General features: G+C 53.1%; 22 protein-coding genes. 6 read left to right on the top strand and 16 right to left on the bottom strand.

Going from position 1 to position 24,796, the window contains the following annotated elements; translation table 11 throughout:
• Nucleotides 1–2: 2 nt before the first annotated feature.
• A complete protein-coding gene (locus tag FJ147_04995) occupies nt 3–566 on the bottom strand; it encodes an OmpH family outer membrane protein (GenBank protein ID MBM4255236.1) in 564 nt (187 codons plus the stop codon).
• 90 nt (nt 567–656) lie between these two features.
• Nucleotides 657–3,191, bottom strand: coding sequence for an outer membrane protein assembly factor BamA (bamA, locus tag FJ147_04990; protein MBM4255235.1), 2,535 nt, complete (start codon nt 3,189–3,191; stop codon nt 657–659).
• A gap of 145 nt (nt 3,192–3,336) precedes the next feature.
• Here bamA and FJ147_04985 point away from each other — a divergent pair, with 145 nt between their 5' ends.
• Nucleotides 3,337–4,830: a hypothetical protein gene (locus FJ147_04985; protein MBM4255234.1), complete on the top strand. Its 1,494-nt coding sequence runs from the start codon at nt 3,337–3,339 to the stop codon at nt 4,828–4,830.
• A gap of 14 nt (nt 4,831–4,844) precedes the next feature.
• Here the strand turns inward: FJ147_04985 and FJ147_04980 are convergent, their stop codons facing one another.
• Nucleotides 4,845–5,384, bottom strand: coding sequence for a macro domain-containing protein (locus FJ147_04980; GenBank protein MBM4255233.1), 540 nt, complete (start codon nt 5,382–5,384; stop codon nt 4,845–4,847).
• Complete coding sequence (locus FJ147_04975) at nt 5,381–6,751, bottom strand: lytic transglycosylase domain-containing protein (protein ID MBM4255232.1); 1,371 nt, start codon at nt 6,749–6,751, stop codon at nt 5,381–5,383. The genes FJ147_04980 and FJ147_04975 overlap by 4 nt, the downstream gene beginning before the upstream one ends.
• A gap of 247 nt (nt 6,752–6,998) precedes the next feature.
• Between FJ147_04975 and FJ147_04970 the strand changes: the two genes are divergently transcribed.
• From FJ147_04970 to FJ147_04960, 3 genes are all read left to right on the top strand, one after another.
• Nucleotides 6,999–8,069: a histidinol-phosphate transaminase gene (locus FJ147_04970; GenBank protein MBM4255231.1), complete on the top strand. Its 1,071-nt coding sequence runs from the start codon at nt 6,999–7,001 to the stop codon at nt 8,067–8,069.
• Nucleotides 8,070–8,161: 92 nt separating this feature from the next.
• On the top strand, nt 8,162–9,208 hold the full coding sequence (locus FJ147_04965; GenBank protein ID MBM4255230.1) for an LLM class flavin-dependent oxidoreductase: 1,047 nt from the start codon (nt 8,162–8,164) through the stop codon (nt 9,206–9,208).
• A gap of 130 nt (nt 9,209–9,338) precedes the next feature.
• Complete coding sequence (locus FJ147_04960; GenBank protein ID MBM4255229.1) at nt 9,339–10,457, top strand: homogentisate 1,2-dioxygenase; 1,119 nt, start codon at nt 9,339–9,341, stop codon at nt 10,455–10,457.
• A 434-nt stretch (nt 10,458–10,891) separates the two neighbouring features.
• Here the strand turns inward: FJ147_04960 and FJ147_04955 are convergent, their stop codons facing one another.
• The 12 genes from FJ147_04955 to FJ147_04900 form a co-directional block, all read right to left on the bottom strand.
• Nucleotides 10,892–11,590 (bottom strand): hypothetical protein, encoded by a 699-nt coding sequence (locus FJ147_04955; GenBank protein MBM4255228.1) that lies wholly within the window; start codon nt 11,588–11,590, stop codon nt 10,892–10,894.
• Nucleotides 11,419–11,976 carry a hypothetical protein gene (locus FJ147_04950; GenBank protein ID MBM4255227.1) on the bottom strand — a complete coding sequence of 186 codons (558 nt, stop codon included), beginning with the start codon at nt 11,974–11,976 and terminating at the stop codon, nt 11,419–11,421. The genes FJ147_04955 and FJ147_04950 overlap by 172 nt, the downstream gene beginning before the upstream one ends.
• A gap of 179 nt (nt 11,977–12,155) precedes the next feature.
• Complete coding sequence (locus tag FJ147_04945; protein MBM4255226.1) at nt 12,156–13,397, bottom strand: CoA transferase; 1,242 nt, start codon at nt 13,395–13,397, stop codon at nt 12,156–12,158.
• Between the two features lie 133 nt (nt 13,398–13,530).
• Nucleotides 13,531–13,842 (bottom strand): NIPSNAP family protein, encoded by a 312-nt coding sequence (locus FJ147_04940; protein ID MBM4255225.1) that lies wholly within the window; start codon nt 13,840–13,842, stop codon nt 13,531–13,533.
• 555 nt (nt 13,843–14,397) lie between these two features.
• The gene (locus FJ147_04935; protein MBM4255224.1) at nt 14,398–14,907 is read right to left on the bottom strand and encodes a CBS domain-containing protein; all 510 of its coding nucleotides are present in this window, start codon (nt 14,905–14,907) and stop codon (nt 14,398–14,400) included.
• A gap of 19 nt (nt 14,908–14,926) precedes the next feature.
• Complete coding sequence (gene ppk2 / locus FJ147_04930) at nt 14,927–15,862, bottom strand: polyphosphate kinase 2 (protein ID MBM4255223.1); 936 nt, start codon at nt 15,860–15,862, stop codon at nt 14,927–14,929.
• Nucleotides 15,863–15,986: 124 nt separating this feature from the next.
• Nucleotides 15,987–16,466, bottom strand: a complete 480-nt coding sequence (locus FJ147_04925; protein MBM4255222.1) for an Rrf2 family transcriptional regulator — start codon at nt 16,464–16,466, stop codon at nt 15,987–15,989.
• A gap of 46 nt (nt 16,467–16,512) precedes the next feature.
• The gene (locus tag FJ147_04920; protein ID MBM4255221.1) at nt 16,513–17,709 is read right to left on the bottom strand and encodes an MFS transporter; all 1,197 of its coding nucleotides are present in this window, start codon (nt 17,707–17,709) and stop codon (nt 16,513–16,515) included.
• A gap of 92 nt (nt 17,710–17,801) precedes the next feature.
• The gene (locus FJ147_04915; GenBank protein MBM4255220.1) at nt 17,802–18,392 is read right to left on the bottom strand and encodes a nucleotidyltransferase family protein; all 591 of its coding nucleotides are present in this window, start codon (nt 18,390–18,392) and stop codon (nt 17,802–17,804) included.
• Nucleotides 18,393–18,468: 76 nt separating this feature from the next.
• Entirely contained in the window at nt 18,469–19,620 is a 1,152-nt protein-coding gene (locus FJ147_04910) for a hypothetical protein (GenBank protein MBM4255219.1), read from the bottom strand.
• A gap of 178 nt (nt 19,621–19,798) precedes the next feature.
• On the bottom strand, nt 19,799–21,460 hold the full coding sequence (locus FJ147_04905; GenBank protein ID MBM4255218.1) for a hypothetical protein: 1,662 nt from the start codon (nt 21,458–21,460) through the stop codon (nt 19,799–19,801).
• 85 nt (nt 21,461–21,545) lie between these two features.
• Nucleotides 21,546–22,442 (bottom strand): isocitrate lyase/PEP mutase family protein, encoded by an 897-nt coding sequence (locus FJ147_04900; protein ID MBM4255217.1) that lies wholly within the window; start codon nt 22,440–22,442, stop codon nt 21,546–21,548.
• Between FJ147_04900 and FJ147_04895 the strand changes: the two genes are divergently transcribed.
• Both FJ147_04895 and FJ147_04890 read left to right on the top strand, forming a co-directional pair.
• A complete protein-coding gene (locus FJ147_04895) occupies nt 22,428–23,978 on the top strand; it encodes an MFS transporter (GenBank protein MBM4255216.1) in 1,551 nt (516 codons plus the stop codon). The two genes, FJ147_04900 and FJ147_04895, sit on opposite strands and share 15 nt — an antisense overlap.
• A 139-nt stretch (nt 23,979–24,117) precedes the next feature.
• Complete coding sequence (locus tag FJ147_04890; protein MBM4255215.1) at nt 24,118–24,618, top strand: hypothetical protein; 501 nt, start codon at nt 24,118–24,120, stop codon at nt 24,616–24,618.
• The last annotated feature ends 178 nt before the right edge of the window (nt 24,619–24,796 follow it).

The raw sequence follows: 24,796 nt of genomic DNA, 5'->3' as shown, positions 1-24,796 counted from the left end.
TGTTAATTAGCTGCGGCCTTGGCAGGCGCAGGGCTCTGGGACACTTTCGTCCCTTTCTGGTTGTAGGCTTTGATAATTGTCTCGGTCAGGTCAATAGCTTTGGCACCATACAACACGACGGTGTTGTTTCCCTCAAGGATGACCGTGTAGCTTCCCTGTTCGCCAACGCTTTGTACCACCTCACGCAGCCCCTCAAGGATACGGCCAGTCAATTGACGGTCTTTGATCTGCAGTTCTTGTTGCATGTTTTTGTAGACACGCTCGAAGTCAGTGAGCTTATCGCGATAGTCTCGCTCAAGGGCATCGCGTTGTTCATCGTTCAGGAGGAGGCCCTTTTTCTCAAGTTCTTCTTTGAGCTTCTCTACTTCACTTTTTCGTTTTTCTAGCGTTTGCTCAGCTCTGTCTACTTCTGCTTTGAACTGCTCTTTGGCTTGCTTTCCAGCCTCTGAATCATTGAGCGCTTTCTGTAAATCGACATATCCGAGCTTGAGCTCTTCTGCCTGCACGTCGATCGGGGCAAACAGAAATACGCTTGAGAGGATCAACAAGGAAATACGGTTACACATGTTCGCTTCTCCCTTATGCGTTGATCCTCGTGCTGACGAAGATCAACAGTATCCGTCGATGAAGTTTTAACGTCTGAATACTTTGTGTTACTAGAATGGAGACATCCCACCATAGCCGCCACCAAAGTATCGCCCGCCACCATGTCCAATACCAAAGTTCCCGAAGGAGAAATGCAGCGTGCTCGTCCGTTCATCCCGTTTTGGGTTCAAGGCTTTACCCATTTCGATACGAATGGGCCCAAACGGAGAGCGCCAGCGAACACCCGCTCCCACCGAATAGCGGAGATCACTAAAGTCGATACCGTTTCTTTGGGTAAACGCGTTCCCCATATCCGCAAAGACAACTCCTTTGAGGTTGAGCTGCTGAACAATAGGGAAAGTGATTTCGTTGTTGAAAATCATCTGTTCACTGCCACCGATTGGTCGGCGGTACGTCCGTTTTCTCTGGGTTCCATCGGCTCTTGTCACAGTGACAATCACATCTTCACGTGGCCCAAGGCTACGTTCGCCAAAGCCGCGAATCGAATTGATTCCACCAGGAAAATAACGATCGAACAGTGGCATATCATCTTTCAAGATGCGTCGGCGTTGCGTGCCAATATGGCTCTCTTCAACGAAGTCGATATCACCGAGACCATAGCCAAAGAATCCACCAGTCATCCAGGTAAACTGGCCCCACCTGGGGCTATTATATACAGGTAGGAAATAGCGGGCCTCAAGCTCAGCCTTCTGATAGGTCACCCCACCACCAAAACCAGCGAAGCCCAGTGAGAGGCTATGATAGGAACCACCGGTCGGATCCATGAAATTGTTCAGGGTATTGCGCATCAGCGTCGGACTAATCAAACCGGTTGTTTTCGTACCACGCTCGGCACGAATTGCCGCCGGCGTGATCTGATCGAAATTCGAAATGCGCGCGCGTTCCCACTGGTAGTTGACGCCGAGGTAGACATCCTCAAGGCCATATCCGAACAATCGGGTATAGCCTAACGCACTGATAGGATAGGAGAGGCGAACTCCACCACCGGTCCCAGCCCGATCAAAGTCTTCAAAGGCAAATTGCCAATCAAAGAGACTGGCCCCAACGGAAAATCGCGTATCAAGAAAATAGGTATCGTAGAAACTGAGCATGGAGTTCTTGTAGCGCGTCCCAAGGCTCGCACCGAGCACGAGTTGCTGACCGCGACCAAACAGGTTGTTCTCCTGTATGCGAGCGGTCCCGATGATGCTGGTGGATGAATTAAATCCTGCGCCAACGCTAAAGGCACCGGTCTGTGCCTCTTTCACATCGACCAGGACGTTCAGCAGATCATTGCGCGGCCCACGCTGTGTTGCCACGTTCACATCTTCAAAAAACCCTAAACGCTGGACTCGCTCCTTGCTCATCTGTAAGCCAGAAGCGGAGAACAACCCTTGCTCTTCAATGCGGAGTTCGCGACGAATCACTTTGTCGCGCGTTTTGGTATTGCCAGCAATCTCAACACGATCGACATACACTTCGGGCCCTTTATCAACCCGATAATTGACATCCACCGTCTTCGTTTCTGGCCGGACGTTGGTTTCAGGCTCAACGTTGACGAAGGCAAATCCTTGATCACTAAAATAGCCCGTGAGACGGAAAACATCATCACGTAACATACTGGCTTTGAACATTTTCCCTTTCTCGAGGGCGATGCGCTGTTTTGCCCCATCTTCTCCACCTGGGACCTCGCCAACGAAGCCGATCTCACCGACCGAGAATTGTTCACCTTCATCAATACGAATCGTGACATACAGACCGTCTTCTTTACGTTCAACTTTCGGCTCACCGACGCGTACGTTGATATAGCCATTGTCGTAATAGAAGGCGGTCACGCGCTCGACATCGGTCTTGAGCGCGTCGTTATTGAGGACGCCCGTGTTCATGAAACGAGAAAGAAAGTTTCTTTTTCTCGTCTGAATAATTGCGCTGAGTTGCGTAGCGGAAAGCGCTTTGTTGCCTTCGAAGAGCAGATCTTTGATTTTGATGCGCTCGTTCTCAGTTACCGTAAAAGTAAGAATCACATCACCGGACTCTTGTTGCTCAGTGCGATAGGTGATGTCGGCATCCAGATGCCCTTTCTTCTCATACTCTTTCTTCACTTCTTCAACACCACGACGAATTCTGACAGGGTTGAGAATCGTCCGCGGATGTACTTTCAGCTTATTTTCGATTTCAGTCTTCGAGAGTGTCTTTTGCCCCTCAATACGTACCTCACGGAGCAGCGGGCGTTCGTTCACCGAGTAGGTGAGAACCGTACGTCCTTTGTCTTCTGTCACTTGCGCTTCCACATTTTTGAAGAAGCCCATATTGTAGATCGCCTTGATATCGCGATCGACTTGCTCCTCGTTCAAGGGCTCACCAATCATGCTTTTGATGTAGACGCGAATCGCCTCCTCCTCAACGCGGTCATTCCCCGAGACTTGAATCTGGCCAATCGACCGACCTGCAGGCGATGGGGCAGGATCAGCAGGGGAAGTCGGCGGAGGCGCCTGCTCAAGCTTCTGGGGTGAACCAGAGGGAGACGTTGCGTTAAGATTATCAGCCTGTGCTTGATTGAGAAAAAGCAGGAAGGCCGCACTTACCACCCAGATCGTGCGTATCATAATTCAGGGTACTTCTGTGAATACTTCTTTCACACGTGACGAGATTCCCGTAACAGAATCCCCATTCATTGTAAAGTCGCTAATCAGGACTTCTCCCCACATTAGGTTCGCTCCCCAATTCCGGCTACAGTGGACACGACAAACAATGACTCATCCCAGCCCCATATTTTGTCTCGTTAGGGAGCACAATTGCATGACCCAACAACGTCGTCACCCCTTGCCTCGGTTGCGTTATCTTGCGCCTCTCCTCGTTCAACTTGCCATAGGCCTTTCAGGTGGCTGGCTCTTATATCCGCAGCCAGGATATGCCGCTGTCATAGAAATCTTTCCACCAGCAACGTTCTCTTGTAACGAGCAGTTTGAAACTGTCGCGAATACGCTGAAGCCGGGGGACGAACTGGTGTTACGCGGAGGAACCTATTCCCAAGACTGCTACCGCGCCATCACGGTCAATGGCACAGCGACACAGCCCATCATCATTCGTGCAGCAACTGGAGAGAAGCCGGTAATCACCCGCTCGACCGCGGCGAGTCAACTCCAGAACAATATCGATATTGCCAACTCCTCATATCTGATCATCCGTGGATTGCGGTTTCGCGGCGGTGATGGTGGAGTCCGCCTCATCAGTAGCCACCATATCACGATCGAAGACTGCGAGATCTTTGAAACCTTGAATAACGGCCTTCGTGCCAATACCGGTAATGCGGACGGACTGATCTTCCGCCGCAATCACATTCATCATACTGGCTTGAACACTACTCGCGAGACCGAAGGCGAAGGGATCTACCTGGGATGCCACGATGGCTCCTGCCGCGTCACCAACAGCCTTATTGAAGGCAACTACATCCATCATCTGCGCGCCACGAGCAGCGGGGGGAACGACGGTATCGAAGTCAAAGTCGGTTCATCCGGCAATATCATCCGCGACAACGTGATCCATGACACAACCAGTGGCGTTCGCTATCCGTGCATTTTTGTCTATGGCGGCGGTACCTCGGCCAATATCGTCGAAGGGAACACGGTATGGAATTGCGGAGAAGGTATTTATGCGGTCTCTGATGCCATCGTGCGCAATAATATTGTCGTCAACTCTGATACGGGTATTGCGACATACCCTCACCAAGCAGTCGCGCAGATGCGCAACCTGACGATTGTCAATAACACAGTCTATGGAGGCTCTGCGTGTACGTTGTTACGTTGGGGCACGGTCAGCAACGGAATTCTCGCCAACAATGCCTTCTATTGTGCTGGCACCACAGCAGTCAGCGCGGTCGGCATCGGCGGTGCAGGACTCACAGTTCGTGCGAATTATCTCGACGGAAGCCTCAGTGGAGCAACAATCGACAACGTGCGGTTCTTTGCTGGTGGCACAGCCTCAGCAGCGTTTGTGAACCCTGGAGGGTTCGATTTCTGGCCGACGGCCAATTCGCCGTTACTCAACAAAGCTGAGGCAAGTGTGAGTCCGCCGACGGACTTTAATGCAAGGCCACGTACTACTCCGTCAGATGTTGGAGCCTATGAGCGAGATGGAAGCACCACAAACCCAGGCTGGCGAGTACTCGCGGGATTCAAGGCACCAGGAGTCCCGAGTTCTCTACCGGCTCCCCCTGCAGCTCCAACGCAACTCGTTGTGCGGTGAGCTGTATCCTCAATCTATCCGATGTAGTTGCTCTCACCGTCTGGCATAGTCGCCAACGTCTGCTGAAAAACACGGAGCGCCGCGGCGTCAAATAAAACGAACAGCATGTGCTGCAGCGAAGTCTGCGTGCTCAAGTGCTTGCGCACTTCTTCGAGCATGATAGTTGCGCAACGAGCGAGCGGAAATCCAGCGATCCCTGTGCCGACTGCCGGAAAGGCAATCGAGGTCAGTTGTTTCTCAGTCGCACGTTTCAGGCTGTTCATGGTCGCCGCCCGAAGGCTGTCTTCGCTCGTGAGGCCACCAAGATGCATGCTGGCGGCATGGATGACATAACGGGCTGTGAGATTGCCACCGTTCGTGAGCGCGGCTTCACCTAATGGGACTGGCCCATGCGCATCACATGCGTGCTGAATGGTGGGCCCGCCTTTGCGTCGGATGGCACCGGCTACTCCGGCACCAAGTTGCAACTCAGTGTTCGCCGCATTGACGATCGCATCAACGTCTGCGTCAGTAATATCGCCTTGGAGCAGACTGACGTGCGTCTTCCAGGTCATCCGCCACGTCTCCGGCTTTTGCTGACGGTTGCACGCACCAGTGTGGAACGTTTCGCACGCCACGCGGCCCGGCGTTCTTCTTGGGCACGTCGCGCCGCTTCGACGCGTTCTTGTCGAGCACGCTCAGCAGCAGCGATCCGTGCTTGTTCTTCATCCTGCCACGCCGAATAGCGTTGCTGGAACGTCGTGTACGTCCCTGAAGGCAGCCGCAGCTGATACCCACGAGGAATCGGCGAAGAACCCTCACGAATCGGACTCCCTAACGCCGGATTGAGGTTACGTATCTCGTCACTCTCTACACCAACAAATTCAGCCACCCGGCTGAGAGACAGTGGAGACTCAAGAGAAATCTCATCATATGCAAGCGGTGCATCCATCTCGAGAGCACCGAAGTGTTTCTTGTGATTGCGCTCGACATCGAGCGCCGCAAGAAACTCAGTATAGAAGTTCCGCGAGGCGAAGCCAAAGTTCTTGCCGCGATAGAGGCGGACAATATCACCGATATCACGCGACCCCACGGTATTGATCGCTGTGGCAACACCACCAGGCCCATGATTGTATGCGGTAATGGCTAATGGCCAAGCGCCAAGTCTCTCATAGTTCGACTTGAGGAAACGAGCAGCGGCTTCGGTCGCAATAAGTGGATCGCGACGTTCATCAATTGCGCTGCTGACCTGCATGTCATAGAGACGACCGGTTGAAGGCATAAACTGCCAGATTCCAGCCGCACCGACTTTTGAGGTTGCCTTCAGATTGAAGCTGGATTCCACGAGGGGAAGACGGGTTAACTCGACTGGCACTCCTTCGCGTTGGAAAATCTCTTCCATCGCCTTGAGATAGCGCCGGGAGTTCTGCACTCCCTCACGGAAACGTTCACGCACGCCAGTCTGAGTACGTAATCGATCCTCTCCAGCAGCAGCCCGGAAACGATCGACATCAGTATTCCCCTTAAAGAGATTCCAGATCTTCTTCTCTTCTGGGTCAAGATTGTCGCAGCTCTCCAGTCCGTCCACACAACCTTGCAACTTCGTCAGTACGGAACGAATCTGCGCCATTTCGAGCTTCGTTTGATCCTGCCGGATCTGGTTGACCGTCGCTTCGTCCAGTTCCTCATCGTCGCGCAGACGACGGAAATCCAGGACACGATAAATTTGCATGGTCTCGGTGTCGTGAATGACGACTTGATAGCGGGAATAGACCGCAAAGATCTTTTTCCAGAAATCAACTTGTGGACGAATGGACTTGGGAATTGGGAAATAGCTATGAGAGGGTTCTTTTTCCTCTCCTCGCGCGTACTCGACATTAAGAGCAAATGCCCATAAAACAACCAAAAAGACCCTACTTACCCAGGCTCCGGCTCTACTCATTATCCCTCCTGCGATGTCGACAGTCTCTGTCCCTCTGCACTACCCAAACCCACGCATCCGGGCGTCTTTCGAGCAAATATCGTCATTTTGCTAGAAGTCTATAGTTCCTGAGTAACAAAAGCTGGCAAACACTGCAACTCTTCAGCGGATTTCCTGAGGAAAAATCGGCGCCTTCACGCTTCTCTCACGACCATAAGTCGGCTATATGAAGGGACAGCAAAGGTTTTTGCTAGCAAAATCAAGGAGTATGAGGGTGACCTTTTCTCGCCATCACATAGTTCGCCCAACTATCCAGCGTATGCATGGGTATGTCCCAGGAGAGCAACCCCAGGACAAACGCTATATCAAGTTGAATTCAAATGAGAATCCGTACCCGGCCTCTCCTCGGGTGCTAGAAGCGTTGCAACACGCTATCGGCGAGGATCTCCGCTTGTATCCCGATCCGGTCGCCAATCGTTTGCGCGATAAGGCTGCCGAAGTCTACGGCTTGAAACGGGAGCAGATCCTCGTTGGCAACGGTTCGGATGATCTGCTGACGATGCTAATGCGGACCTGCGTCGGCCCTGGAGATCGTGTTGCTTATCCAGTCCCGACCTATAGTTTGTATGATGACCTGGTAACGATGCAGGACGGCGAGATTGTCCGCGTACCATTTGCCGATGATTTCTCCCTTCCTCCTCAACTTGCGAACGTTGACGCAAAGCTCACGATCCTGTGCCACCCCAATGCGCCGTCGGGAACGTTACCGACCCACGCTCAAGTTGAAGACCTCGCTCAGCGTGTCTCTGGCATTCTTGTCATCGATGAAGCCTATATCGACTTTGCTGAGGAAACCGCCTTACCGCTCGTTCACAAATATCCCCATGTAGTGATTCTGCGTACCTTCTCGAAGTCATTTTCGCTGGCCGGAATGCGTGTCGGCCTCGCCTTTGGCCACCCGGAATTCATGCAGCAATTACTCAAAGTCAAAGACTCGTACAACGTCAATCGCTTGAGTATCGTGGCAGCCACAGCCGCGCTTGAAGATTATCACTGGATGCAAAAGCACGTCGGGAAAATTCGTGCAACCCGAACCCGTCTCACCACCGAATTGCGCAAGCTAGGTTATCTGGTGTACGACTCACATACCAATTTTATCTTGGCGCGGAAAAAAGGGAGTAGTCAGGACCCAATCTATCGCGGCTTAAAGGATCAAGGCATTCTCGTTCGGTACTTCTCGGTTCCAGAATTAGCGGATTGTCTCCGCATCACGGTCGGCACTGACGAGGAGATCGATAAGCTGGTAGAAGCAATGGAAACATTAATGCAGAATGCATAATACCTAACCAGAAGCATAAAACGTCAAACGGAATTCGTAACTACCTCATCCTTACGCATAACGTTTGACACGCCACATGTCAGGAGTTCACCATGCGATTCTCACTTTTTCATTTGCCGAGTTTCTTTCCCGAATTTCACGCCAGCGAAGCGCAGTTTTATCAGGACATGTTGACCGAGACCACCCGTGCGGACGCACTCGGCTTCCATTCAGTGTGGTCAGCTGAACATCATTTCCATAATTATGGAGGTCACATTCCTTCGGTGCCGGTCCTCGGCTCGGCCATTGCCCAGCGCACCAAACAGATTCGCATTGGCTCGGGCATCTGCCTCATCCCATTACAAGACCCCGTGCGCGTCGCGGAAGAATACGCCATGCTCGATTGCCTCTCTGGCGGACGACTCGAATTTGGCATTGGTCGTGGTTTTCAGAAAATGGAATATGACGCGTTTGAACGGAATATGGGCGATAGCCGCACGCTGTTTGAAGAAGCGCACGACATCATCTTGAAAGCCTGGACCGAAGAGCGCTTTTCGTACGAGGGCAAGTTCCGCAAGATACACAATCTGCGCGTGGTCCCGAAACCGGTGCAAAAACTGCCGCCGATTTACGTGGCCTGTATCTTCACCGACGAATCCTTCCAGTGGACCGGCAAGATGGGCCACAATCTCATGACCGTCCCGTATGCTGCGGCGAACCCAGAATTCTTGAGGAGCAAGATCAATCTTTTTAACGACACCCGCAAAGCCCACGGTTACAAAACGCCAGCCGAGGTCCTCGGGGTCTATCACTTTTACTGTGGAGAGACTCCAGAGAAAGCCAAAGAAGAACCACGCGAAGCGATGATGCGGTATGTCAATTCGGTCGCTGATGCCAACCAAGAGTCCGCCTATTCCGATCAGTACACCATTTACCAAGACCTCAAAGGCGCCTTCAAAATGATGGACTTTGATAACTATCTGTATCCCAATCGCGTCATCTTTGGCGATCCCGACCAGTGTGTCGAGCGTATCAAACAAGTGCTCACCGTCGGCGTGACCAACGTGAGCTTGTTAGTAAATTTCGGTGGGCTCGGTCACGGCAAGATCCTGGCCTCGTTGGATCGATTTGCGAAGTATGTACTTCCTAAATTCCAATGAAAAATTCAAAATTAAAAATGAAGAATTGAGAAGATAAAAACAGAACCCTGCATATAGAGAGGCTGCCTTCAATTTTTAATTCTCCATTTTTAATTTTTCATTGCCGACTGAAAGGAGGCGTATCGTGAAGATTCAATACTCCAAAGGCACGGTTCCAAAACAAGCCCACGTCGCCATTCCCGAAGGGCTGTATGAAGAAGAACATGGCCGACAGGGATTTTTTGGCCCGGCGACGCAGTTCTATCACACCCATCCACCAACAGATTGGAAACGTATTGAAGGCCCCCTGCAGCCACGGGCGTTCAATACCTACGACCTCAAACCCAGTGACCTCGATGACCCGCGCGGCGAGCCCACGAAAGTGCTGTACAATAATGATGTTGCCCTCTCCATCTCACGTCGCACAGAGCCTATGCCGTTTTGTTTCCGCAATGGCGATGGTGATGAAGTCCACTTCATTCACAAGGGCCGTGGCGTACTGCAAAGCGACTTCGGACCGCTGTCCTATACAGACGGTGACTACATAGTCATCCCGAAAGGGACCAACTATCGCATCGTTCCCGAGACGCGCGACAACTTTTCTCTCGTCATGCAATCACGTGGGCCCATTCGTTTTCCCGAACGGTCTGGCGTTGGCCACTATGCACCGTTTGATTATGATGTCATCGAAACACCGGAACCTGGCGTGGTAACGGAACAGCGCCATGAGTGGGAACTGCGCGTGCGTCGGCGTGGTGAGTACACCTCGGTATTCTATGATTTCTGTCCGCTTGATGTCGTCGGCTGGAAAGGAACACACTCAGTGTTCAAACTGAATGTGAAAGATTTTCGTCCGCTCATGAGTGACGGCGTCCACCTGCCACCGAGCGCGCACGGCACGTTTGAGGCACCAGGATTTGTGATCTGTACTTTCGCCCCGCGACCGCTGGAAGGTGACCCCAAGGCGTTACGCGTGCCGTGGTACCACCGGAACATCGATTACGATGAGGTCTTCTTTGTGCACAGTGGCGAGTTTACCTTGAGCCGTCGCAGTGGCACGACGCCTTTCGGTGTGATGTCCCTGAACCCGCAAGGACTCCATCACGGCCCACAACCTGGCGTATGGGAAAACAGCGTCAAGAACTGGAAGAAAGATGCACGGTTAGAATTCGTAGCGATCAACCTCGACACCGAAGAACCACTGCTTATGACCCCTGAAGTACAAGGCATCGAGATTAAAGGGTACGCTGATTTGTGGGCAAAAAAATAAGGCAGACGCGCAACCTTGATGCGCCACGGCTAAATCGAACCAGGAAAGATTCGTACACCTGAGCTGTCACCCTGAGTGCAACGAAGGGTCTCGCAGAGAGATGCTTCGCTCCGCTCAGAATGACAGAAGCGAAACGTCTTAGCGTCAAGTGTACGAATGCTCTGTAGTCCAGTTTAGCTTGCTAGCCGTGCGGACCGCTCGCACTGCTGGCTTGTCCAGCAATGACACGGCCTCTCGCCTTTCTCCGATTCTCCGTGTCATCCTTCACCTACTGAATGCTGAATGCTGACTACTTTTTGGCGTTTTCATTCCAACACTCCCGCCGCGACTAACTCCGTAATCCGCTCTGCACTGTAACCAAGCAGCGTTTCCAGCACGTACTGGTTGTCACGCCCGATGGTCGCCGCACTTCCAGTGATATGTGCGGGAGTGCGCTACAGACGGAAGCGTGAACCTTCGACCGTCGTCGATTCGTACTTAGGATGCGCAAGCTGCACAAAATGTCCACGATGCTGGAGTTGAGGATCGTCGTACAATTCCTTCATCGAGCGTATAGCAGTGGCCGGAACACCGCGGCTTTGCAGTTGCTGTTCTAGCCGAAATGTATCCTTATCTTTTGTCCAGGCGCTGAGCAGCGCATCGAGTTCATCTTGCCTGGTCAATCGTGCCGTACGTGTGACAAAACGAGAGTCATTTGCTAATGCCGGTTGGCCCATCACCTCACACAACCATTGCCACTGTTCGTCAGTGGTCACAGCAATGGCAATCCAGCGATCGACCCCGGCAGCGGGATAGACCCCATGCGGTGCATGATTGATATCGCGATTGCCCGTACGCTGTTGAACACGATCGTTGACCGCCATATCGAGCAACGCAGGGCTAAGAAAATGCATCGAGGCTTCAGCTTGGGAGAGATCGATATGCTGGCCTAAGCCAGTGCGATCACGATATTCAAGTGCGGCTAAAATTGCCGCGGCATTAAACCACGGCGCAATGTAGTCGGTGTACGCACCGAACGGCCCAGCCGGAGGGCATCTGACCAGCCAGCGATGTTGGTGAAGCCAGCAATCGCTGCAGCCAGGTTGCCAAATCCTGCATATTGCGCCATCGGCCCAGTTTGTCCCATCAGACACCTGCTGAGCATGATGATGTTTGGCTTCACCTTACGCAACGACTCGTAATCAAAGCCCCACGCGCGCATGGCTTTCGGTGAGAACGACTCAGTGACAACATCAGCCCAACGCACCAGATCAAGCACCACAGCGCGAGCTTCTTCTTTCGACAGATCAAGGGTGAGCATGCGTTTGCCGACGTTCATGTTGAAGAACAAGCCGGAGTTTTCTGCTCCAGGTTTACCTTTAATGAACGGCCCCACTGTCCGTGTCGCATCGAAGCGGTGTGTCGATTCAACGCGGACCACCGTCGCGCCATAGTCGGCCAACATGCGTGTCGAGCCTGGCCCGGCAATCGCCCACATGAAATCAAGCACTTTGACATCTGCTAGAGGTTGGTTTGACATAGATTCCTCACACTATGACCAATGTAGGACACAGAACCTTCATACACTTACTGCGAGAACCGGACGGATATGTCATTCTGCGCGTTGCAAAGAATCTCTTCTCCTCGCTCCACCGAGGTTCTTCGTCGCTCCGCTCCTCAGAATGGCAGCTCCTAAAATTTGCGTCTTGATTGCTAGGCTTAGATCACCCCGCTATGCAGCAAGTCAGCGACCTGCTGCTCCGTAAATCCCAATTCACCACAATAGATCTCGCGGTTATGTTCACCAGTTGTTGGTGGGCGACGCCGATAGCGTAGCGGCGCGGCGCTAAACTTGGCAAACGGGCCCGGATACTTCACCGTCTGACCTAACTCTGGGTGTTCGAGGTCTTGCCAGTACTCACGGGCGGCAAGTTGTTTACTTTCTAACACCTCGGCGGTTGTTTGCACCGGCGCAATCAAGAGCGCTCGTTTAAGGGCTTCTTGTAAGAGTTCGTCTTTGGTTTTGCTCGCACTAAACCGTTCAACAATGCCGACAAGCCGATCATATTCTTTGAGTGCCTCTGGATCACCGAGAAAGATGGCGCCAAACGCGACCCAGTCTTTGTCCCGCGTCGCCTCGTCACAGAAGCCTTCTTCCCACACCCACTGCATCAGTCTCTTGGTGAAATGGCCTATCGCTGAGCCAAAGAGAAAACCAATCGAGACATAGCCATCCTTTGCAGGCCATACCAGGCGGACATTGACCGGTCCCATCTTGGCTCCCCCAGCCAGGCGCTGAAAGTCACGCTCTCCTAACGGTCCAGCTAACAAGCCCGACTGAGTTGCTTGTGCCACAGCCTGTTGCGCCGAGACGTCAACGTGTTGCCCGAGTCCCGAGCGGCGACGTTCGTGATGAGCAATCAGAGCCGCGGCTGCAGCTTGTCCACTCGCATGTAAGTAGGCTTGCGGGACACTCACACGGACTGGCGCACGATCTTCATCTCCGGTCAGCACGAGTGGTCCACCAGCAGCCAAAATCACCAAGTCACTATCCGCATACCCTACCTTCGGTCCGTCCTGTCCAAACGGCGTAATCGATACATACACCAGCGCTGGATTGATCTTGGCAAGGTCCTGATATCCACAGCCCCGTTGAGCCAGGATGCCGGGATTGTCTGATTCAATAACAAAGTGTGAAATTTTTGCCAGGCGTTGGACGATCGCTTGACCATCGGCATGTTCAAGGTTGAGCGTGATACTGCGTTTATTGCGATTAAAGGCCCACCAATACAGCGAACGGTCGGGATGGGGCACATCATGAAAAAATGGCGCGAGATGACGAGCCGGAGAACCACCAGGTGGCTCGATTTGTATGACATCAGCGCCAAGGTCACCGAGGATTTGGCCACACAACAGGCCACGTTCGGTTGTCAAATCAAGGACACGATAGGGGCTGAGCATAGGGTACCTTCCGGAGTCAGGCCACGAGCAAAAGACGCACCGGAAATGTCACCCTTTCGCTCTGCTGTGGCTCAGAATGACAATCTCCAGCGTCTTCTCTACTTCTCCATTTTTAAGGTTGCGGCAGCAGATTTTATTTCAACGGCGAAAAACTCGCAGGCGTCATGATCTTATTATACTGACTGACAATCATCGCTTGCGCTTTGGGGCGAAAGGCTTGCAGTTGTGGATCAGCGCCTTGGGCTTCACGCGCACGCGTCCGATGGGCAAGATCCTCATACGCCCAGATGTGCACGACCTCGTTGAGTGGCCCTACTTCGGTCGACCACCAACCGACGAGTTTGGAGTATTTACTAATCACCGGTAGTGCTTCTTTTTCGATCAGCGCTTGAAACTCCGGCACCTTTCCCGGCTGCAACGTATACACTCGCATTTCATACACCACGGCATGTCCCTCCTTTGGGTAGATGGTACGTACCTTTCGTTTCTAGTCGCACGTACGCCCTAGTGTCAATGACGACGGGGGTTGTACCCAATGCGGTTTCTATGGAGGGACACAGAAAGTGGGCCGGAATACGGGAAGCGGTTCCGGCCTACCCTGAGAACGTAATACATAACGCGTACCCTCCCCCCCCTCTTCCTTTAGAAGCTGTTGAAAAACCTTTCGACAAGCGCAGGGTTAACAGAAACAGAACTGAAAAAGATATGATACTGCGCGCGGGCACGAGTTGCGCTTTTTGCTCCGCGGCGAGGGCGAGTGTCATTCTGACCGGAGCACCGCGGAGTGAAGAATCTCTCAGCGGGAGCGGGGGAGAGATGCTTCGCTTTGCTCAGCATGACAAAACCGCACTTCCTACCCGCGCAGAGTAGAGATCCCCGGTTCGTGCTGAGCCTGTCGAAGCACGGTTCCGTTTTTTGCACTGGCTCTGCGGAATTGATCAACAGCTTCTTACGTTTTACGTGTGCGGGAACCGGGAACGGCCTCCGACCTGACCCCGGTCTACTGAAGGGTATTCCCGGAATCTGAACTGACCTTTGCTCTCGTTTTCGTCGAAGCGCGCGGAGCACGTTTGGGAGAGAGGAGTGTATGCAAGTACTGGAGCAAATCTGTTTCAGTCAACATACCAACCAATTGTGAGTCGGTAAGGATAGGCAGCCCACCAAATTTATTCACGAGAAACTGCTTGACGGCCTCACGCAGTTCCGTCTCAGGAGTCGCGGTCTTCACTTCTTTGGTCATCACATCACGAACCTGAATTCCTGCGAGCCACTGTTGTTTCTCTTTTGGCGAGGCCTGGGAACGCGAAGACAACGAGGCCCGGAGGAGATCACGCTGCGTGATCATGCCGACCAGTCGGTTCTCACTATCGACCACTGGCAAATGGCGCACCCATCCCACTGCCATCAGCTCTTCAGCGGTATCAAGGGTATCGGTATCGCGGAGGACCGCGACGTTTGGTTGCATCAGATCCTGCACTTTCACAGTCATTTTTCTCTTGTCGTTTGCCACCGGAACTCCGTATCTCACGTTAATCCAAATTATTCACCGATCGCTGAAACCGCGTAATCGTATTGGGGTCGGGGAACAATGGGACACCCGTATTCTCCTTGCCATTGTAGTCCAGTGTCGACAGCACGTAGCGCATACTCTCCAGTCGTGCTTTGCGTTTATTGTTCGCCTTGACAATGATCCACGGACTGAAGGTCGTGTGCGTTTTACTGAACATGACTTCTTCATAGCGGGTATATGCGTCCCAGAGGTCCTGGGCTCTCCCATCAATCGGACTCAGCTTCCATTGTTTGAGCGGATTCTGACGACGCGACGCGAAGCGCTGCACTTGTTCGTCTTTAGAAATAGAAAACCACAATTTGATCAGGAGGACACCATCTTCAAACAACATGTGCTCAAACTCTGGCACTTGGCGCATGAAACGTTCATATTGCTCTTGCGAGCAAAATCCATTCACTGGTTCTACAACCGCGCGATTGTACCAACTCCGATCGAAAAAGACGATTTCGCCACGATTCGGGAGCTGCTTAATATAGCGTTGAAAGTACCACTGTCCTTTTTCTTCTTCTGTGGGAACAGGAAGTGCGACGACACGCATTGCGCGCGGATTGCGGTGTTCTGAAAACCGGCGAATCGTTCCCCCCCTTCCCGCTGCGTCTCGCCCTTCGAAGATGATCGCCACTCGTTTCCTCTGTTCTTGTACCCAGCGCTGCATTTTCACGAACTCGATTTGCAGCTTTTCCAGTTCTCCTTCGTAATTGAGTATGCTTTTGATCTTGTTGACATCGACATCCTTCTCGCGAAGCATATCAAAGACCGGTCGTGGGGACTTCAGCTTCAGCAACGCCTGCGCTGAGATCAGTCCATCCTGAGGAACAGCCTGAGTGGCCTCCTCTACTTCCTCTTGCAGGAGAACTGAGTGTTGTTCGGCACTGTCTCTATCACTCCCCGTCATATCGTTCCGTTGAGCACTGCCGTTATGTCTGTCGTTGTCACGCTGTTGCATAAGAACCGCTCACTTTCCGCACGACTTGTCGTGCTTCCCACTCGCGAATTCGCAGACCCCTGCATTTCTGCCTTCACCGCTTGCCAAGTGCCTGCTTGCGCCGCGGACGTTTGCGTTGGTGAGGTTTACTCGCCAGGACATCAGCCAAGGTTGTTCGCATCAGCAAAGGCTCATGGACGTCCCGTACAACCTCAACCCACTGCGCATGCAATCGACACGGGTTACGGGACGCACAACGATCACTCCAGAGAACGCACCGCTCAAACAACTCTGGTCCCTCAATCGCCAACAAAACTGCTTTCAGTGAAATATGCTCCGGACGTTGCGCTAAGGCGTACCCACGGACCGCACCGCGGAACGACCGCACAATACCGTGACGAGCCAGTTTCTGAAAAATTTTGGCAAGAAAACTCTGGGGCAGCTGTTGAGCCGTCGCAATCTCAGTCAGGAGCAATACCGTACCAGCTGGTTGTTCCGCCAATGCAACCAGTCCATCAATCCCGTATCCACTTTCGCGGCTGAGTCTCACTCCAGTCTCCCAAAGGAGTAAAATTGTCCTTTGACTCTGAAAGGAGGATTACAAACTTTGCGCGACGCTGTCAAGCGCGACGCGGGCCAGTTTCTTTAATCAATAAGAACAGCAGTGCCGACAACGCGTAGCACACGCCACCGAAGGCAAAACCAGCGACGGGGGAGGCCTCGGCAAGGCGCGCACAGATCAGCGGACCAACAAACCCACCAAGGTATCCAGCAGTGACGGCTACCCCTAAGGCTGATCCTGCTAAGGCCGTTCCCACGCCAGCCATTTCCAATGGTACAACGAATGCGATCGGCGATGCCCCTGCAGCAAAGCCCCAAATTGCCGCAGCGACCCACAGTGGCGTGCCAACGAGGAACGCCCCAGCGATAATGAAAACCCCGGTGGTAAACATACAGGGTACATAAAATGCCTTCCGCAGCCCCACTCGATCAGACATCGTCGGCAAGACAAAAGCGCCGGCCACATAGACCCACATGACGATGGAGAGCACTACACCGGCAGCAGGAGCGGTCATCCCTTGCTCAGACACCAGATAGGTCGGAGCATAACCAATCAGTGCGATATACCCGCCCAAGAAGAGAAAGTAACAACCAGCGATGATCCAGACATCCCGCACGTGCAGAACCCGCTGTATCGACGCACCAATACCAACTCGCTCAGTGAGTTGCGCCGTCGCCACCACCCGATCCTTTACCGTCAGAAGCCACAGCACTCCCAGTGCAATGGTGACAACCCCCAAAATAGAAGTAAGCGAACGCCAGCCACCGACAGCCTCAACAATCAATGGCGTGAGGACTGTTGCCAGTCCTGCGCCAACGCCATATCCCGCTTGGGTGACACCGTTGGCGAGTCCGAACTCCCCTGGGGGAAACCACATGCCTAGCGCTTTGGGAACATTGGAGAATGTCACAGCAAGTGCCAGGCCGAACAGCAGCATCCAGAGGTACAGCGAACCGAAACTCGTCGCAGTTCCACGCAGCAACAAGAACAGTCCCATGAAGGTTGTACCTAATCCAACCGAAAGACGGATGCCAAACCGATCACCAAGGACCCCGCCGATGATGGCAAACAAAACAGTGCCGAGAGAAATGGCTGACCACAGGCTTCCCCAATCTGACATTTGCAGCCCGAGGTCTTGCAGGACTTGCTGCACTAACATCACGATATATGTCCAGCCCATACCAAAGGCCATGACAAAGATCAAAAACGCATTGGCCAGCACCCACCAACGATACGCAACAGGTTCAGTCCCCACGCTCAGCTCCTTTGCAGCAGAATAGCCCTCTGTCTTGGTCTTTTTCCGCGGCAAAGGCAAGGGAGCAGAGAGGAATTGCGTACGTACCGGCGCTATTTCTTGCTACCGACGTAGTGCGCATAATCTGCCGGTGTATCGATGTCGGCGAGAATACCGGGATCATCGAGCGGAATTTCACGAACACGAGTCGGATCTTTGCGTACGACCACTTTCGCCCCTTGGTCGAGCGGCGCGGCAAGAATTTCCCCATAGACCTGGCTGGAAAATAACACTGGGTGACCACGTTTGCCTTGGTATGAAGCAATGAGAATTGGTAGCGGCGCAGTACGAAACGAAGCGATGAGGGCTTGGACCGTGTCGGCCTCGATCATCGGGTGATCGACAAGATTGACGATTGCGGCCTCACTGTCAGGCGATAACGCACCGATACCAACCATCAGTGAAGAGAGCTGACCAAGTTGGTAGCGTGAATTCACGACCGTGCGAAGCTTGGGGTGCGGTGGCAATGCGTCACGGAGTTGATCAGCCCGGGCACCGAGAACGACGATGAGTTCATCAACACCGGCAGTGAGAAAGGCATGGCAAATGCGAGAAATGAAAGTCTGGCCTTGATAGTGCAGCAGCGCCTTGGCTGACCCCATGCGGCGGGATTCACCGGCGGCGAGGAGGATTGCGGAGATCATGTTGGAGATTCGTAGCCGAAAGCACCCTCACCCTAGCCCTCTCCCGCCAAGGGAGAGGGGAGAGAAAGAGCTGCCATCACCCCTCAAACTTCACCGCCCCACTGGGTCGCGCCTTAGCGGCGATAGAAATTGTCTCAAGTGGTCCATCACGACGAACGCGAATAACCTCTGCCGCAATTGCCACGGCAATCTCTGCTGGCGTCGCTGCCGCAATATCTAGTCCCATCGGTGTGTGCACCCGGCTGAGTTCTTCGGAACTGTAGCCTTGCTCAATGAGGCGTTCGAGGGTCGCTTTCGCGCGACGTTTACTACCGATCATGCCGAGATATGCTGGCTTCCGGCGAATCACAGCTTTCACCGAGGCTTCATCCCACACATGTCCACGCGTCACGACCACAACGAACGTATGCTCGTTGACCTCCAGACTATCGAGCGTCTCGACAAATGGTCCAACGCGAACATCTGTCGCACGAGGAAAACGATCCCGATTAGCAAAAGCGTGGCGATCATCAATCACAATCGTACGAAAACCAAGCATTTGCCCGATTTCACACAACGGCTGGGCAATATGGCCTGCGCCAACAATCACCAGAGTCTGTTGTCCAGGTTGGACATCGACAAACACGCGCGGCCAGTCCTTTCCGCGGGCAACGGCATCTTCGATCACCTCGCCCTGAGGCGAGACCGAGAACAGTTGCGGAGTACCAGCAGAAACTGAACTGCTAAATGTCTGTATCGTCACCGGATCAAGCTCTAAACTTGGAGTGAGTTTAGTGCCTTCGGCTCCCAGCGATAAGCAACTCTTAGCCCCAGCGGGAAGGCCAGTCACCGGATTGATCGCCGTCACTAGAGCGGTGGGGCGGCGTGCCCGTGTTGCTTCAGCCAAAGCATGTACGAGCTCCCGGTGCTCATCCGGTTTCCAGAGATCAAGTGCGACATCCATCAACCCACCACACACCTGAATCTCGTCTTGATCGAAGTCACCAGTAAGGTCAACTTCAACCACACGTGGCGGTTGGTTCTCATCAAACAGCGGGTAGGCGCGGCGCAAAACTTCACCCTCGCCACAGCCACCGCCAATGGTACCAAATGGCTGCCCTTCACGTGGCACGACCATTTTTGCACCAACTTCACGCGGGACAGAGCCACGGGTGCGAATGATTGTGGCTAGTACAAACGGTTTTCCCGCGGCAAGCAATTCTTCAGCACGATCCCAGAGGTTATCCATAACGTTATGACCCCAATATCTTCTGTTCGTTCTCAACGCTCCCAAATCCCTCCGCGCGAGGCGCGGCCCCCATTATCAAAGGGAGCTTCATCTCCCCTCTTTTGTCAAAGGAGGGAGAGGGAGGATTTCATTCACTGAGTCAAATTCTTGCCAAAAGCGAACGCTCACGCAATACGGGCTACTCTTCCATTAACAAACCTTCAATGAAGCGCAATTCAATCGTCATCGCATCAACAGTCAGTGCCTCATGCAGTTTTTCCAATGCGTGCTCTGCCAAGGTATGTAACGCCTGCGATTCTTGCGGTGACAGCTGGCAGTGGTCGGCAACAAATCTTTGGAAAGCGACTCGTTGGGTATCAAGCTGACTTCCACGCAGTTTTCTCTGTAACGTGTTGAGATCTCTGCGTCGCAGAGGTTTGATATCAACGTTCTGGGTAACGACCCAGCGTGCAAACATGGTGTTCCAGAGCACTGCGAGTGAGACCTGCTCGAATTCAGCCTCTTGGGGTAAGAGTTCAAGTTTAGCAAAAACCGAAAACCACACGGGAACCTGTGCAAGTAACGCTTCTACGCGCACAACATCGGTCAGCGAACGGAATGGTCGAAACAAAATCTCGCCAGGGGTTTCCAGGCCACGGAAAAACAGTGGCTGTCGACGTTGAGCCCCGGCCGTCGCTTCACGAAACGGCGAATCGACTAGTCCAACCCACGGTTCACCGATGCGATGCTGGAGATCACGTGCAACCTCACGCGCCTGCTGACCCAAGCGCAACGTCACGCTCCGCCCAATTTGAAAGAAAGGGCGCAGCATCGTTTCGTGTAAGAGGTATACGGCTTGCCGCTCATCTCCCTTGGCCAGATATTCTAACCCAATATTCAAGCAGTCGTGCGCAAGTTCTACACATCGTCGGACATCACTTACTTCACCAGGATCAGCTCCTTCAGCAATGACCACTTGATTCGTCAGTACTGCGAGATCATGGCTCAGTGCCTCGACCACATCCGGCGAAAGCTGATCTAAGGCACGGAGGAAAAATGAGTTCGCCACATCCAACAACATCAACGCATGGTCAGATGGGATCAGCGCTTCCCCCTCAGCAAAACGGAGCGGGTGCCCGCCAATACGAGGAAAGCGTTCACGACCAATCGACTCTGGCACAACAACACGGAAGAGCGCCTGCGCTTCTTCATAGTCTGGATACGCACGATCAGCGAGGCGTGCCGTGCGCCAACGAAATGCTCCTTCTTCTAAACTGCTGTCCAGTTCCATCAGGCAGTTTTCTAGAATGTAGGTGTACAGCCGGTAATCGAGCACTCGGATACGCTCTAACAAGAGGTGAAGGATCGGTTCTTCATCGCCCATGAAACGGAGCAAATACTGATCGTCAAAGGTGAAATAGAGACTCTGGTTAAAGTCCGGGTCTTCTTCGATGTCGGCTTTCCGCACAATCTCAAAGTGACGGCGAATGAGTAGCACAAGCAGTTCAACATCCGCACGCAACGCCCACTGAGCGAGTTTTCCACTGCCAGATTCGTCGAGCAACATCAGCCAGGTCAGCGTGCGTTGTTCGTCGAGATGATCTTTGCGCCAGCAGTCGAGATCCATCATGTCGCGTACTTGATCCGGGGAAGCCAGCGCGAGTAAGCCGACCGCATCGACCAAGCCAATCTCTTTAATCGTATAGAAGAGCATCTCCGGCGACAGCAACCGTACAAGATCAAGGCTATAGCGCGAGGATAAAATCAAATCTTGTCGCGTCTTGGCATCAACCTGACCAAGGCGCGCAACCTGATCGTGGAGAGCGAGGGAGGTGAAAACATCTTTGGTGATGACGTTCATAAAGCTCGTGGCAACACGCAGCACGTAATACGTAACCCGTGATGCGTGATACGTGTTACGTGATAGCAAGAAAATCAGGGCATACTTATCCTCTACGTTTCGCGTTCTCGTCCTTTTTCTCACTATAATGATCGATAAATGACAATGCTTGATCCCACCCGAGGAGCTCATTGAACACTTCGTTAAACGACAACATTTCGTGCCAATTCCCTTGAGTGCTCCCGGTCTCGCGCAGGGACTTCAGCACCTTTTTCATCTGATAGGTCGCCGCCAATATCGACGTGACTGGATAGATGGCGACACGAAACCCCAGTTCAAGCAAATCTTGTGCGGGCAAGAATGGCGTCTTTCCCCCTTCGACCATATTCACAACGAGTGGCGTCTTTGAGAAGCGCTGACAAATCTTTTCCATTTGTTTGACGGTTTCAAACGCTTCGAAAAAGAGCATGTCGGCACCAGCCTCACGATAGGCTTCTCCTCGCGCGATCGCATCATCGACCCCATGCACCGCAATGGCATCAATGCGCGCAATGATCACCGTATCCGACTGCGTGCGATTGTCTGTCGCCGCACGAATCTTTGCGGCATGTTCTTTCGCCGAGACCAACACCTTGCCACCCAGGTGACCGCAGCGACGCGGGGAGTCTTGGTCTTCAATATGCAATCCTGCAACCCCACTGCGCTCATATTCTTGCACCATATGGACAACATTCAGGACCGAGCCAAAACCAGCTTCAGCGTCAGCAATCACGGGCACACTCACGGCGCGACACACACCTTTGAGTTGGATCACCATCTCAGTGAGGCTCCGCAGACCAAAGTCAGGATAGCCGAGCACCCCAGCCGACACCCCCCCTGAGTAGTACACTAGTGGGAACCCGGCTTCTTCTACTAAGCGGGCTGAGATGACATCATACGCCCCTGCAGCCATCAGCAACCGGTCTTCAGATAACATCGCCCGTAACGATTGTGCCTGCGTCATACAAATACCTGTTTCCTCCCCATCCTCCACCGTCGATTGACAGATGAACGAACTTCTGAATTAGATGCGAAAATTTCTTGTTGTGATGCGCAGCTTAGCAAGGTGGAACTCATCGACACAACGCCCCCTCGTACTTTGACGCCACGTCTGGTGCTCCTTCTGGCCAGCTTGAGCGCTCTGTTATCGTCTCTCGATTCTTCGGTCAACATCGCATTCCCAGCCATCGCTGCAGCCTTTTCTCTTGATGTACCGTCCATGCAGTGGATTGTCATTAGTTATGTCCTGACCTACGCCAGCTTATTGCTCGGCTGTGGGCGACTTGCGGATCTCTGGGGTCATCAACGCCTGCTCACGTGGGGCCTCGTTCTGAGCGCGCTTGCCTTTTTGCTGTGCGGTATTGCGCCGACTTTTTCGCTCTTTCTAGCCGCCCGTGTCCTGCAGGGAGTTGGTATCGCGCTGGTACTGGCCGCTGCACCAGCGCTCGTAACCCTGACAACCCCAGCAGAAACCCGAGGACAGGCGCTTGGCATTTTTCAGATGAGTGCGGCGGTAGGTTTTGCGTTAGGCCCCTTACTCGGTGGGATACTCGTCGATACTTTCGGCTGGCGCGCAGTGTACCTCTTTCGCCTACTGCCAGCTATTCTCTTAGCAGCTCTCGCGTTTAGCCGCATTGCTCTTCAACCAATACGTCAAGACAGCCAACCGTTTGACTGGATAGGAGCAATGACTCTGGCTGGCAGTGTTGCGGGATTCCTCCTGGCAATCAGTCGCGGACGTGATCTCGGTTGGCTCTCTCCGCTCGTCGTCACAGTGTTCATCGGTGCGGCCTTATGTCTGGTCGTATTCCTCCTCTTTGAGGCACGAACACCTGCACCCGTGGTCGATCTCAAGCTGTTTCGTCGTCCCGCATTCGTCGTCGCCAACGTGCTCAATGTCTTGGCCAACTGCTCAATGTTCGCAATCTGGTTGTTAGTTCCCTATTACATCGTCAATGGGTTGGGGTACACCGCTAAGAGTGGAGGGTTGTTACTCACTATGAGTCCAGCGGCAACGGCACTTGTTGCACCATTGGCAGGAAAACTGTCAGACCGCTTGGGTACCGCACGGCTAAGTAGTCTCGGCTTAGGTGTAGAAGCACTTGGGTTGTGGAGTATTGCCCAGCTTGATGCCAATTCGCATACGCTGATGGTCGTCGTCGCCTTAGGACTCGTAGGGATTGGTCTCGGTCTTTTTCAAGCTCCGAACATGAATTTCGTCATGGGCGCCATTCCCCGCGAACAGCAAGGGGTGGCTGGAAGTATGACGCAAATGATGCGCACGCTGGGAGTGGTCCTCGGTGTCACCGGCGCGAGTATGATGTTTGCCAGTCGTCGGGCGTTCCATGCTGAGCAGCTGCGTCTGCCCACACTCGACAACGCACAGAGTTTCATACCCGCATTTCAAGACGTTTTTCTTCTTGCCGCCTTTGTCTGTGCGATCGCTGTGGTTCTTTCCTTACTGCGCTTAAAGTCACCTCGGGTGGTAACGATAATATAGGCAAGGAAAAACCGGACTCCTCTTCCATCACTTCTTCTTCCGACGTTTTGCCTTTCGGTTACACGCGCTGTGCCATTTTACAAGGTACAGGGCGAGTTGCTGTCATCATTACTTTACCTAAGGGATTGTTCTCAGAGCGATGGAATCTCATACAGAAGCTCGTGATACTTTTGTTCTCGCGGAGCAAGTGCGGATTCTCTATTCGAACGTCAAGACCACAACTGTCCCCATTCCGCTCACTTCACTTGCCCTGACAGCGTTGGTCTGGAAGGAACTTTCACATAGATCCCTCCTCATATGGCTTGCGGTCATGCTTCTTAGCACCTCGATACGCCTCGTACTAATCCGTGCGTATGACCTTTCCCCATCCCGCTACACGGCAGAGCAATGGAGCAACTGGCAGGTCGCTGTCACCGTGCTCCTCAGCGGAGGATGGGCATGGATTCCTATTGGTATGCTCCCTTCCCTCTCTCACGACAATCAGTTCTGTTGTACCTTTGTCCTCGTAGGAATGATCTCATCTTCTACGGCTGCGCTATCGGTTATACGACGAGTGTTCGTCATCTATACACTTCCGACAGTGAGTACGCTGAGTGGCGCAGTATACGCAGGCGGAGGAGCCGATACGAAACAAGGCTAGAGGCTAGAGGCTGCAGGCCACAGGCAAAGACAAAAGTAACGCGCCGTAGCCTAAGGCATGGGCAAGAATTAAGTTACCGATTAAGAGCGAGGAAGAAGCGTATAGTTCCAATCGCCATGAAACTTACCGGGTTTGATATTGAGCGCTTGAAACTCATCGTCGGAGACCTGTAGGCCTT

It is taken from the genome of Deltaproteobacteria bacterium (assembly GCA_016874775.1).
GTDB lineage: Bacteria > Desulfobacterota > Binatia > Bin18 > Bin18 > VGTJ01.
This window is presented reverse-complemented; position numbering and strand designations above follow the sequence as displayed.